Origin of the sequence: Afipia sp. OHSU_II-C1, from assembly GCF_000497575.1 — a bacterium.
Lineage (GTDB): Bacteria > Pseudomonadota > Alphaproteobacteria > Rhizobiales > Xanthobacteraceae > Afipia.
In genome coordinates this window covers 102,022-114,216 of the sequence record NZ_APJI01000023.1, presented here as the reverse complement: position 1 = coordinate 114,216, position 12,195 = coordinate 102,022, and the positions used below count along the sequence as shown (strand labels likewise).

Here is a 12,195-nt window from a genome sequence, read left to right as displayed (position 1 = left end):
GTTGAAATCATGAAATCACTACTTGCCGCGATCTGCTCCGTGTTCCTGCTGGCCACTTCGGCCGTCAGCGCCAGCGAGCAGTTTCCCGTCAACAATGTGAAGATCATCGTGCCGTTCCCGGCCGGCGGCACCACCGACATTCTTGCGCGCTTTGTTGCGCAGTATCTCGGCGAGAAGCTCGGCGTCACGACCATTGTCGAGAACCGTGCCGGCGCGTCGGGCATCATCGGCTCCGAGGTCGTGGCGAAATCGCCCGCCGATGGCAGCGTGCTGCTGCTGACCGCAACCCACCACGTCATCAACCCGAGCCTCTACAAGCAACTGCCGTTCGATCCGCGCAAGGAGTTCTCGCCGGTTGCTCTGGTGGCGAGCGCACCGAACGCCCTCGTTGTCACCGCATCCTTCCCCGCCAAGAACGTCGGCGAACTGATCGCAATGGCCAAGAAGGAACCGGGCAAGTATTCGTTCGGGTCCGCCGGTATCGGCGGCGCCAACCATCTGTCGGGCGAGTTATTCAAGCAGATGGCCGGTGTCGACATCGTGCACGTTCCCTACAAGGGCGCGGCGCCTGCGATGAACGATCTGATCGGCGGACACATTCCGATCATGTTCGACACGCTGCCGACGGTTCTGCCTGCTGCCTCCGGCGGGACCATCCGCGTGCTTGCGGTGACCAGCAAGGAGCGCGCCGCATCGCTGCCCGACGTGCCGACGCTCGATGAAGCCGGCGTGAAGGGTTTCGAGGCGACCGCGTGGTTCGGCCTCTACATGCCTACCGCGAATGGCAATGCGGCCTACACCAAGCTGGTTGCGGCGGTGAAGGAGATTCTCGCGTCGCCCGCGACGCGCGAGAAGTTCGCAGGGCAGGGCGTCGAACCCGGCAGGCTCACCGGTGCCGACTTCACCAGGTTCGTCCATGCCGAGATGGACAAGTGGGCGGGCGTCGTGAAGACCGCCAACGTGCCGCAGCAGTAAAGACCGTTTTCCCGAATGCAGAAAGCCCGCTCCGGGATCGTCCGGGGCGGGCTTTTGACTGGCTGCAAGAAAGCGCGGCGTTGTCGCCTTAGTGAGTGGGAGTGCCGTCGGGACCATGCGTTGTGATGGTCTGGCCCGTCGTCGCTCCGGCCTTGGCCATCACATAAGGGCTCGGGCCGACAACGTCCGTTGCTAGTCCAAGCTTTTCGAACAGGCGAATGGTCAGCCAGGTCGTATCGAACTCCCACCATTTGTGTCCGTGGCGCGCCGAACGCGGATCGGCGTGGTGATTGTTGTGCCAGCCTTCGCCGTGCGCAAGGAGACCGATGAACACGTTGTTCCGGCTGTCTTCGTCAGTCTGGTAGTTCCGGTAGCCCCACAGGTGGGTGATGGAATTCACCGCCCAGGTCTGATGCCAGACGAACACCGTGCGCACGAACACGCCCCAGATCAAAATGCTCAGCCCGAACTGCAAAGCCTGCATCGCCGTGCCGCCCATCGCCAGTTCAGCGAGAAAGCCGAGGCCGAAAAACACCACCCACTGGATCAGGATGATCTTGAGCTGAAGCCAGTTGCGTTCGAGCGCGACATAGAACGGGTCACGCAAAATGTCCTTGGCGTAGCGGTCGTAGATGCCGAGGCGATTGAGCTCGGGATTCTTGATGATCAGCCAGCCGATATGGCCCCACAGGAAGTTCACCAGCGGGCTGTGCGGATCGGGCTGCTCGTCTGCGTGCTGATGATGCCGGCGGTGCACCGCGACCCAGCGGGCCGGTGTATCTTCCACACAGCAAATGGCGATGACCACGAGCACATGCTCGAACCACTTCGGGCAGCGAAAACCGCGATGGGTGAGCAGACGGTGATAGCCGATATTGATGCCGAGGAGCCCGCTCAGGCGGGCAACGATCACAGCGACGATCAAGCCCGTCCAGCTGAAGGTCCAGGGAAGGAACGCCAGCAGCGCCACCAGATGGTAAAACAGGATAGGGAGGGCTGAGCCCCACTCGATGCGGTTCAGGCTGACGCCTGCGGGCAGCGGCAGGCGGCCTGAGAAGCCAGGCTCTGCGGCGCCGGTCAGGGGGACCGCTTTCGCGGCCGCCGGACGATTGTTAGTCATTTCAGCGGTCAACGGGGGTCCAAACTGCCTTCCGGGTGGGGCCAAGGCCGTGTTTAACGCATGGACCGCCAAAGATGAAGAACGGCGGCTGCGAACGGCTCAGATGTCTGATTAGAGAGAGATTTAGGCCCCGGAAAGTCCGAAAAAGGGTTCCATTCGGGGCAATTTGACCCGGTTGTAGGGCCCTGAATTTGCCTGATCGGATTGACATTTGTGCCCCCGATGGCATAGAAACCGCCCTGTCCCGCGCGGCTTGGCCTGCGGGATATGCCCATCAACCAACGGTTTCATACTCGGCCTGCAACGCGGCCTTCCAGAGAGCATTGTCCCATGAAGGTCCGTAATTCGCTGAAGTCCCTGCGCGGCCGTAACCGCAACAACCGTCTGGTCCGCCGCAAGGGCCGGGTTTATGTCATCAACAAGGTTCAGCGCCGCTTCAAGGCGCGCCAGGGCTGATTCGTCGCCCGATTGTTCGATGATGTCGCCAGCCGCCAGCGGCTGGCAGGTCTATCCCAGAACTTCCCTCATATCACAGCCGTTTGACGCCGCTTGTGCTTTGCACGCGGCGCTTTCCGCGTTTAGACTTTCCGTCATGGCATCCAAGACGGAATGGACCACGGCTGTCCTGAAACTCGCGATCGTCGCTCTGACGCTCGTGGCGTTCGCTGCGACCCCCGCCGCGGCACAGGCTCCGCAGCTCACACCGCCCGGCAAGCAAAAGAAACTGCCGCAGCCGCCCGCCAAGCTCCCGCGCGTGATCGGCGACAAGGCCAAGAATCTCGATTTCCTGTTCGGCGCACTGAAGGCCGCTCCGGATCAGGAGAGCGCCAAAGCTGTCGAAGCCCGGATCTGGGCGGTCTGGACGGCGACGCCGAGCGATACCGCGGCGCTCTTGATGGCGCGGGCCAAGATCGCGCTGGATAGTAAAGACACCGATGTCGCGCTGAAGCTGCTCGATGCGGTCATCAAGTTGCGCCCCGATTACATCGAAGCGTGGAACCGGCGTGCGACGATCTATTATCTTCAGAACGACTACAGCCGCTCGATGGAAGACATCCGGCAGGTGCTGATCCGCGAGCCGCGCCACTTCGGCGCCCTGGCGGGGCTTGGCATGATCATGCAGGAGACCGGCGACGAAAAGCATGCGCTAGACGCCTTCCGCAAGGCGCTCGCCATCAATCCGTACCTTGAACGTGTCCCCGATCTCGTGAAGACCCTGTCCGAGAAAGTCGAGGGCCGGGATATCTAACCAGTCATTCATTGTATTCTGACCGGCATACCGGCCGGGTTGTTTTGACGTGAAACCTATTCACCGGTCGTTCGTATCTCCCGCCGTGCAGAAAATTCCCCGGATTCTTTCCATGATTGTTTTGGCGGCTGTGGTCACGCTGGCGGTGCTGGCGCTGATAACGCAGGCGGGCGTTTTTGCGCTTGAACGTGCCTATCCGCCGCAAGGGAGGTTCGTGGACGTCAAAGGTGCGCGGCTTCATGTCGTGGAATTAGGCCCGACTTACGCGCCCGGTCTGCCGATCGTCCTCATTCATGGCGCGAGTTCGAGTTTGCAAACCATGCGCCAGCCGCTCGGCGAGCGGCTGGCGAAAGATCATCGCGTCCTCCTGATCGACCGGCCGGGCCACGGCTGGAGCACGCGCGGCCGCACCGAAGATTCGACGCCCGCGATTCAGGCCCGGATGATCGACGAGGCCCTCGGCAAACTCGGTATCGATCAGGCGATCATGGTCGGTCACTCATGGGCCGGCGCGATGATGCCGACTATGGCGCTGGACCATCCGCGGCGTGTCGCCGCGATCATGATGCTGTCGCCGGTGGCGTATCCGTGGCCGGGCGGGGTCGGACGGTACAACAGGATCGCTGCCATTCCGGTGATAGGACAGTTGCTCGCCTATACGGTCACATTGCCGCTCGGGCTCTTTCTGGTTGATCCTGGAACGCGGTATGTGTTCGCGCCGCAGACGATGCCGGACGGCTATATCGATGCGACCGCGGTGCGGATGGTGTTGCGGCCGCAGGTGTTTCTCGACAATGCTTGGGACCTCACAACGCTAAAGGCGGAAATGGTCAGGCAGTCGCCAAAGTATCCGTCGATCCGGATACCGGTGACGATTGTGACCGGCGACGCCGACAAGACCGTTTCGACCGACATTCATTCGCGGCCATTCGCTGCCGCCGTGCCACAGACCAAACTCGTGGTGTTGCCGAACGGCGGCCACATGCCGCAAGTTTATGCAACAGATCTGATTGTTGCCGAGATCGAAGCGATCGCGGCCAAGGCCCAGGCTTTTTCCGCCACCGCGCGCAAGCCTGACTGACCCGCTCCGAACCGCTCGCGCTGACACGTCGGCGGGAAAAATTACCACGTAATTGCAAGCAATTTTGGTGGTAACGGAACCGGTGCGTTGATTTCTGCTCCCGCCATTGCTAGGTCGGCGTCTTTCGCAGCGGCGCGTGCCGCATTTCTCAATTTTGATTTTGATTGGAGATTTCCGTGAAAGCTTCGTCCTTGAGTTTCTTCGCCGCTGTCATCGCCGTTCTCGTCGGCATGTCCTGGGGCATCGTCATGGCGATGTCGCAGGACCATTCCGCCATGCCCGCGCACGCTCACCTCAACCTGCTCGGCTGGGTGTCGTTGTTTCTGTTCGGGATTTTCTATCGCCTTCATCCGGCGCTGGAAGTTTCGCGTATCGCGCTGACGCAGGTATGGATCTGGATCGTCGGCACGATCGCGTTGACCGTGGGTGTTGCGATGCTGCACGCGGGCAACAAGGCGGGTGAGCCTTATGCAGGCATCGGATCGTTTGTCCTGCTCGGCGATATGCTGCTGTTCGGCTGGCTGGTGGTTCGGAGCGAGCGCCGCGCGGCCGCCACGCCGCGATAAATCGTTCGCTCGGCTCGCACGCGCAACATGCATGTGCATCGGAGCGCACGAATCTTTTCATTCACGATGCGATGAGCATCATACTGCTGCCATCGATCGGTGATCGAGTGTCATTGTTATACGCGTCCTGTTCTCGCTCCAGCAGAATGAAGGTCGGACATGACAACCCCATCGAACAATGACAATGCTTTCAACAAAGTCGCGGAAACGATTCCGTTTCCCGATCTCGCGCGCGTCAGCGAGATGAACGGAACCATGCTGAACGAAATCGCGAAGTTCAACGCGCAGGTCAGCACCAACATGCAAGCGGTCGGCAAGGAATGGTCCGAGTTTGTCGGGATGCGGCTCCGTGAGGATGCCCAGTTCTTCCGCTCGATCCACGATTGCCGCTCGTTGCAGGATCTCCAGCAGGTCTATGCTCAGTTCTGGCAGACAGCTTTCACCCAGTACGGTGAGGAAGCACAGCGCATGCTGAAGCTCACTCAAGGGACTGTCGAGGATGTGAGCCGCACGGCGCGCGAAATCCGCGATACGGTCATCCATACCGACAAGGCTGCCTGAGATCAGCGTGCACCCGCGCCCCAGCCGTTACGACGCGCCCGACGAGATGCCGGGCGCGCCAATGCTCCTGCACCAAACTCTTCTTGTGTGGTGAGGCTCGGCTGTATCGCCGCGTATCACGCTAATCGATCAAATTTGATGCGCGTTGTCTCGAATGGTCATCCAGCCTGACCTTTCGAATTGCATTCGGTTGCTCGATCGGGAACCGTAGAGTAATTTTCAATGCGGGCGATTTTTCAGAGTGGCTGCGCCAGTGCCCTCTCCGATGCAGCGCACGAATGCCCGTGCTCTCTCTCTCTCTCTCTCTCTCTCTCTCTCTCTCAGTATTGCCAAGGGAAATTGAAAATCGAACGGAGGACGTGTGATGCTTACTCCCGTGAAGAAAGCTCATTTCAGCTTGAGACTGTTCGCTGCGCTGGCCGCGGCAGGAACATTGCAAATCCCAATCACCGCAACGGCACAGACCGCGCCGCTTTCCGAGCAGGAAGCCCTCGCGATCGCGACCGACGCCTACATCTATTTCTATCCGCTGGTGACGATGGATGTGACGCGTAAGCAACTGACGAACGCGGAGCCGGGTAGGGGAATTGGCGGACCTGCGAACACGTTTGCCAACATTCCGGAGTTTCCAGCGGCCGACATGAGGGCCGTCGTTCGTCCGAATTTCGATACGCTGTATTCCAGTGGCTATCTGGACATGACGAAGGGGCCCGTCGTCGTTTCCGCGCCGGACACGGCCGGCCGCTTTTATCTCCTTCCCATGCTCGACATGTGGTCGGATGTTTTCGCTTCTCCGGGATCGCGCACCACGGGAACGCAAGCCGGCAACTTCCTGATCGTGCCCCCGAACTGGCGGCCTGATCTGCGGGACCGGCTGGTCGAGGAGTTCAAGCTTCCAAAGGAAACGCAGGTCATTCACGCGCCGACGCCGCAGGTCTGGGTCATCGGACGCACCAAGACGGATGGCCCGCCGGACTATGCCGCGGTTCACAAGATCCAGGCCGGCTACAAGATCACGCCGCTGTCGGAATGGGGAAAGCCGGCAAAGCCGGTCGAGGTCAGAATCGACCCGTCTATCGATATGAAGACGCCGCCGAAGACCCAGGTCGATACCATGGCGGCCGGCAAATACTTCGCTTACGCGTCCGAGATTCTCAAGATCAACCCGCCCCACGACACCGACCAGCCGATCATTGCGCAGATGAAGCGGATCGGCATCGAGCCGGGGAAGAGTTTCGATATTGCGAGGGTTGATCCGGCGGTGAGGAAGGCGATCGAATCCGCCCCGGAAGCTGCGCGAAAGCTGATGGAATGGAAGGTGCCGACGCTCGCCCGTGTTGTGAACGGCTGGTCGATGAACACCGACACGATGGGCGTGTATGGAAACTATTATCTCAAGCGGGCCATCGTCGCGCAGATGGGTCTCGGCGCGAACCTGCCTGAGGACGCGATCTATCCGCTCAATCTTGCGGACGACACCGGCAAACCGCTCGATGGCGCCCACAAGTATACGATCAATTTCGACAAGGGCAGCATGCCGCCGGTGAACGGTTTCTGGTCGTTCACGCTGTATGATCCTGACGGTTTTCAGGTTGCCAACACCCTCAACCGGTTTGCTGTCAGCAGCTGGATGCCCTTCAAGACCAATCCGGATGGCTCGCTCACGCTGTATTTCCAGAACGAGAGTCCGGGGGCGGACAAGGAGGCGAACTGGCTTCCTGCACCAAAGGGTGCATTCAACCTGACGATGCGTCTCTACGGTCCTCAATCGGACGCGTTGACCGGGAAATGGAATCCGCCGCCCGTGATGCGGGTCCAGGAAACGGTGGGCCAGTCGACGAAGTAGGACGAAGCTATCGTTCTCAGATGTCGGCGTCGCGCTCGGGGCCGACATAGGCGATGCGCACCATGTTCGTCGTCCCCGGCGTGCCAAGCGGCACGCCGGCGACGATGATGACGCGCTGGCCGGCCTTTGCGAAGCCGTCACGGAACGAGATACGCGCCGCACGGTCGATCATGTCGTCCTGATCGTGGGCGTCTTCGGCGATCACGCAATGCACGCCCCAGACCAGCGATAATTTCCGGCCGGTATTGACGCTCGGTGTGATGGCGACCACCGGTGGCTTCGGCCGTTCGCGCGCAACGCGCAGCGCGGTCGAGCCGGAGCTGGTCCAGCAGACGATGGCGGAAAGATCGAGCGTCTCGGCGATCTGCCGCGCCGCGTCGGCAATGGCGTCGCCGGCGGTGGCTTCGGGTTCGGGCCGCTGCGCGGCAATGACGCCGCGATAGGTCGGGTCGCGTTCGCATTCCTCGCCGATGCGGTTCATGGTCAGTACCGCTTCGACCGGGAACTTGCCTGCGGCAGATTCCGCCGACAGCATGATGGCGTCCGCGCCTTCGAATACAGCGTTGGCGACGTCGGAGACTTCGGCGCGTGTCGGCACCGGTGACGTGATCATCGATTCGAGCATCTGCGTCGCGATCACCACCGGTTTGCCGGCGCGCCGCGCCATGCGCGTCATCTGCTTCTGAAGTCCGGGCACCCGTTCGGCCGGCAGTTCGACGCCGAGATCGCCGCGCGCAACCATCAGCGCGTCGGAGGCTTCCATGATTTCGGCAAGACGGTCGATTGCCTGCGGCTTCTCGATCTTCGACATGATCGCCGCGCGGCCGCGCACGAGCTTCTTGGCCTCGATGACGTCGTCTGCGCGCTGCACGAACGACAACGCGACCCAGTCGATGCCGGTTTCTAACGCGGCCTCGAGATCGGCGCGGTCCTTCGGTGTCATGGCGGACACCGGCAGGTCGGTGTCGGGCAGGCTGACGCCCTTGCGGTCAGACATCTTGCCGCCTGTCACGACGCGGACCAGTGCGTGATCGGGGGATGTTTCCTCCGCGATCAGGCGAAGCTTGCCATCGTCGATCAGCAGCGCATGCCCCGGCCGCAGCGCTTTCAGGATTTCCGGATGGGGAAGATGGACGCGATTCTTGTTGCCCGGCGTCGTATCCGAATCGAGCGTGAACATCGCGCCGTTGTTGAGTTCGACAAAACCGTTCTCGAAATTGCCCAGCCGCAGCTTCGGTCCCTGAAGATCGACCAGGATGCCGATCGGCCGTCCGTAGCTGCCTTCCACATTGCGGATCGTCGCCACAAGCTCGCGCATCTTGTCGTGCGGCGTGTGGCTCATGTTGATGCGGAACACGTCCGCGCCGGCCTCGAACAGCTTGCGGATGGAGGCGCTGTCCGACGATGCCGGTCCAAGCGTGGCTAGAATCTTGATGCGTCGCAGACGTCTCATTTAGGATTTCCAGGAGCTGCACCGGGAAGTGCGCCGGGTTGTGCAGCCCCCGGCGCATTCGGCATGCCGGGAAGGCCTGGAGTACGCGGGTTCTGTTCGTTGGATTCGGTCAGTTGCACGGTCCATGCCCGCTGTTCGCCGGTATCGACCTCGAAATAGCCGGTGCGGTCGAAACCGCGTGCCAGACAGTCTTCCGTGCCCTTGATGGTGAATTCCTTGTCGCGTGAACACATGAAGGCTTGCCCCGACCACTCACCGCCGCGGTCATAGTCGATGGCGTAGATATAATAGTATCGTGCGACAAGCGTTCCACGGAGCAGGGTTTCGCAGGCCCGCGACGACACGTTCCACCAGCCCTCCGTAACCCAGCCCTCATTGTCCTTGTAACCAAGCGCGATGCCGACCCGGCTCGAGGTGTTGTTGCAGAGCCGGAAATCCGCGGCCGCCGGTGCGCTCCACGCGCACAGTCCGATCAGCGCTACAAGCCCGGTGAGGGCGGCGGTAATCGTGCGGGAAAGCGTCATGCGGTGGGAAATCGGGGCTGTCATCTAACCAAGTACTATCAACCGTTCGTTGATTTCGCGTAACACATTGACCATGATCGGCAAAAGTCGGAGATCCCATGTCGGTCAGGCCCGCTCACTATAAGGGGGCTTCGCGGTTTCGCCAAACCATGCGCACCCGTTAATAGGCCACTTGCCGCGCTGCGGCGCGGGCCGGTTTGGTTTTTTCCACCATATGGAAAATCACCGGATACGGTCCCATGTTAGAAGCCCTTATGGGACGGCTCATACGACGGATGAAATGGCGGAAAAATGACCATGGCCATGGATGACAAGACCCGGACAGAATTGGAAGCAGCGGTTTTCCGCCGGCTTGTCGCGCATCTGCGCGGACGGACCGACGTGCAGAATATCGACCTGATGAATCTGGCGGGCTTCTGCCGCAATTGCCTGTCGAACTGGCTGAAGGAGGCCGCCGACGCGAAGGGTGTGGCGCTGACCAAGGACGACAGCCGCGAGGCCGTCTATGGCATGCCCTATGAGACCTGGAAGGCGACCTATCAGACCGAGGCGACGCCAGAGCAGGTCGCGGCCATGAAGAAAAGCCACGCCGGTCACTGAAACACGCAAGCGAAATCGGCGCGCCAGCGCCGGCTTTTCTTTCTTCTGTGGGTCACTGTGGATGACCGTGACTCTGCCTTGACGGGACAGCCCCCACTCTTGAGTGTGACCCGCCAATGACGTGCGGCCGCGCACGCTTTCCTAAAGCCCCATATCGAGTTCAGGAGTATCTCCGATGGCTATGCCTGCCGAGAAAGACAACGACGACACCGCGCATAGCTTCGCCAAGGGTCAGCTCAAGGCCATCATCGAGCGGATCGAGAAGCTCGAGGAAGAAAAGAAGGCCATCAGCGACGACATCAAGGACGTTTACGGCGAGGCCAAGGGTAACGGCTTCGATGTGAAGGCACTGCGGACCATCATCCGCATGCGCAAGCAGGATGCCGACGAGCGCCAGGAACAGGAAACGATCCTGGAGACCTACATGCAGGCGCTCGGAATGCTGTGAGGCATACACATACTGTTTGTCAGGCGCGGGCTTGACCCGCGCATCCATCCAGAGATCTTGAGAAGATGGATTGCCGGGTCATAGGCGAGCGAAGCGACGCCGTTCTTCGAACGGCTATTGCCCGGCAATGACGGTTTACCGCAGCGCGGCGGTGCGCATCGCGAACGATGTGGTCGACAGCGTCGCGGTCGCAGGTCCCGTGAACTTCTCGCAGACGATGCCCATCTGCGGATCTTCCGAGAACGTCATCGCCACCGCCGCGTTCGGCTTGACGAAGTGGACACGCATCACGGTCATGTCCTGATCGCCGAGCGACGAAACGGACAGCGACGTGCTGGCGCTCGGCGCGAGGATCATCGCGCGCATCCAGATGTCGTTGGTCTGGGAGGCCTGCTTGATACGGGCCGCGGTCGCGACCGGGCCCTGACGGTTGGCCTTGATCTCTGCGCCGGACATCGGATTGGGTGCGAGTGCGGCGAGGCGCGGGTTGCTGCGCGGAACGGGCGCGCTGGCGGCGACGATCTGGGCGCGGTCGAGCGGGGCATCCGCGGGCGCATAGGCCAGCGCCTGCGATACGTTCTGCGGCAGGCTGGCGGTGAACTGCGGATCGGAGGCGACCACTGCGCCGCGGGCCTTAAGGGCGGCGATCTGGGCCTGTGCAACTGCAGGCTTCGGCGCCGGCTCGTTATCCCAGAAGCCGCGGGCGTTGATGATATCGATGGGAGATTGCGGGGCGTATTCGTCGGCAGGAACTGGTTTGAGCGCCGGCTGGGCTTTCGCGAGGGCGACGGCCTTGGGTTCGGCCGAAGCGACCTGATAGGACGTCGCGCCTGCGGGCTTCGCGCGGGGCAACGGCACGCGTTCGAGAACCTTCTCGGCGGCGGTGACGGTGGCTTGCGCAGCGTCCTTGGCCTTGTCGGCTGCGGCCATCGCCACCTGCGTAACCTTGCCGCCACGTGCGACATCGTCGTTGCCGACCTCTTCCTCGTCGTCCGCCGTCTTGCGGCCGAACAGCGAGGCCAGGAAACTCTTCGACTTCGACGGCGCGGCGATGTCCTCGCCGTTGCCGCGGCGCTGAATGTCGGCCAGCGCAAGCTCATAGTTCTTCAGCGGCTTGCCGTCGGACGGCACATGCACGGTGCGGCCATCGGGGAACACGCGCGCGAGTTGGTCGTGGGTCATGCGCGGCCAGTGGCGGATGCTGCCGACATCGAGATGCACGAACGGCGATCCGGAGGTGGGGTAGAAGCCGACGCCGCCGCGTTGCAGGCGAAGTCCGGCGTAGCGGATCTGTTCGAGGGGCACGCCGGGGATGAAGAAATCCATCGCGTGGCCCTGCATATGCTGGCTGTGGCGCGCCACTCCCGAGGAGCGGCGGCGGAGCATGGCGTTGGTGGCGGGCGAGCGATAGGCGGAAATGATCTGGATCGGCTGCTTGCCGTCGACGTCGCGGTAGACTTCCCAGACGATGTCGAACAGCCGGCGGTCCATGGTGGTGGAGTCTTGGCTGCGCCAGTCGCGCAGGAAGTGATTGAGTTTCTTCAGCGAGGCTTCGTCGTAGCGGCCGTTGCGCTTGAAGGTGACGGTGAGGTCTTCGCCGGAATGGGTGTGGTGGAAGGAGAGGGTGCGGGTATCGCCGTCGGCGGTGGCGTTGTGGACGGAGCGGGCGTTGGTCGCGACCAGCAGCAGCGAGGCAAGGCCGACGCGCACCGAAGTGCGCGAAAGCCATTCAAAGCCAATGCCGCGTGGAAAACCGCCCGCCACTCAGAATC

Annotated in this window: 13 protein-coding genes; 9 read left to right on the top strand and 4 right to left on the bottom strand. The window is 61.7% G+C overall.

The features are described from left to right. Window positions 1–9 precede the first annotated feature (9 nt). Window positions 10–975, top strand: a complete 966-nt coding sequence (locus I554_RS0122555; protein ID WP_024574274.1) for a tripartite tricarboxylate transporter substrate binding protein — start codon at window positions 10–12, stop codon at window positions 973–975. Between the two features lie 88 nt (window positions 976–1,063). On the opposite strand, the gene I554_RS0122550 is transcribed toward I554_RS0122555, so the two are convergent. Continuing rightward, window positions 1,064–2,095 carry a fatty acid desaturase gene (locus I554_RS0122550; RefSeq protein WP_029659314.1) on the bottom strand — a complete coding sequence of 344 codons (1,032 nt, stop codon included), beginning with the start codon at window positions 2,093–2,095 and terminating at the stop codon, window positions 1,064–1,066. 330 nt (window positions 2,096–2,425) lie between these two features. On the opposite strand from I554_RS0122550, the gene ykgO reads away from it, so the two are divergent. From ykgO to I554_RS0122520, 6 genes are all read left to right on the top strand, one after another. Next, on the top strand, window positions 2,426–2,551 hold the full coding sequence (ykgO, locus tag I554_RS0122545; RefSeq protein WP_002713372.1) for a type B 50S ribosomal protein L36: 126 nt from the start codon (window positions 2,426–2,428) through the stop codon (window positions 2,549–2,551). A gap of 136 nt (window positions 2,552–2,687) precedes the next feature. Then, window positions 2,688–3,344 carry a tetratricopeptide repeat protein gene (locus I554_RS0122540; RefSeq protein WP_024574276.1) on the top strand — a complete coding sequence of 219 codons (657 nt, stop codon included), beginning with the start codon at window positions 2,688–2,690 and terminating at the stop codon, window positions 3,342–3,344. Between the two features lie 112 nt (window positions 3,345–3,456). Next, a complete protein-coding gene (locus tag I554_RS0122535; protein ID WP_024574277.1) occupies window positions 3,457–4,425 on the top strand; it encodes an alpha/beta hydrolase in 969 nt (322 codons plus the stop codon). 176 nt (window positions 4,426–4,601) lie between these two features. Then, window positions 4,602–4,991 (top strand): hypothetical protein, encoded by a 390-nt coding sequence (locus tag I554_RS0122530; RefSeq protein WP_024574278.1) that lies wholly within the window; start codon window positions 4,602–4,604, stop codon window positions 4,989–4,991. A 159-nt stretch (window positions 4,992–5,150) separates the two neighbouring features. Next, a complete protein-coding gene (locus I554_RS0122525) occupies window positions 5,151–5,552 on the top strand; it encodes a phasin family protein (protein ID WP_024574279.1) in 402 nt (133 codons plus the stop codon). A gap of 364 nt (window positions 5,553–5,916) precedes the next feature. After that, window positions 5,917–7,398 carry a DUF1254 domain-containing protein gene (locus tag I554_RS0122520; RefSeq protein ID WP_024574280.1) on the top strand — a complete coding sequence of 494 codons (1,482 nt, stop codon included), beginning with the start codon at window positions 5,917–5,919 and terminating at the stop codon, window positions 7,396–7,398. A 16-nt stretch (window positions 7,399–7,414) separates the two neighbouring features. Here I554_RS0122520 and pyk read toward each other — a convergent pair whose 3' ends face one another. Beyond that, complete coding sequence (gene pyk / locus I554_RS0122515; RefSeq protein WP_024574281.1) at window positions 7,415–8,851, bottom strand: pyruvate kinase; 1,437 nt, start codon at window positions 8,849–8,851, stop codon at window positions 7,415–7,417. Continuing rightward, window positions 8,848–9,375, bottom strand: a complete 528-nt coding sequence (locus I554_RS0122510; protein ID WP_034461535.1) for a DUF1036 domain-containing protein — start codon at window positions 9,373–9,375, stop codon at window positions 8,848–8,850. The genes pyk and I554_RS0122510 overlap by 4 nt, the downstream gene beginning before the upstream one ends. A gap of 297 nt (window positions 9,376–9,672) precedes the next feature. Between I554_RS0122510 and I554_RS0122505 the strand changes: the two genes are divergently transcribed. Both I554_RS0122505 and I554_RS0122500 read left to right on the top strand, forming a co-directional pair. Beyond that, window positions 9,673–9,975 (top strand): DUF1244 domain-containing protein, encoded by a 303-nt coding sequence (locus I554_RS0122505; protein ID WP_024574283.1) that lies wholly within the window; start codon window positions 9,673–9,675, stop codon window positions 9,973–9,975. A 175-nt stretch (window positions 9,976–10,150) separates the two neighbouring features. Further along, a complete protein-coding gene (locus I554_RS0122500) occupies window positions 10,151–10,423 on the top strand; it encodes a DUF2312 domain-containing protein (protein ID WP_024574284.1) in 273 nt (90 codons plus the stop codon). A gap of 135 nt (window positions 10,424–10,558) precedes the next feature. On the opposite strand, the gene I554_RS0122495 is transcribed toward I554_RS0122500, so the two are convergent. Then, window positions 10,559–12,187 (bottom strand): DUF882 domain-containing protein, encoded by a 1,629-nt coding sequence (locus tag I554_RS0122495; RefSeq protein ID WP_024574285.1) that lies wholly within the window; start codon window positions 12,185–12,187, stop codon window positions 10,559–10,561. Window positions 12,188–12,195 lie beyond the last annotated feature (8 nt).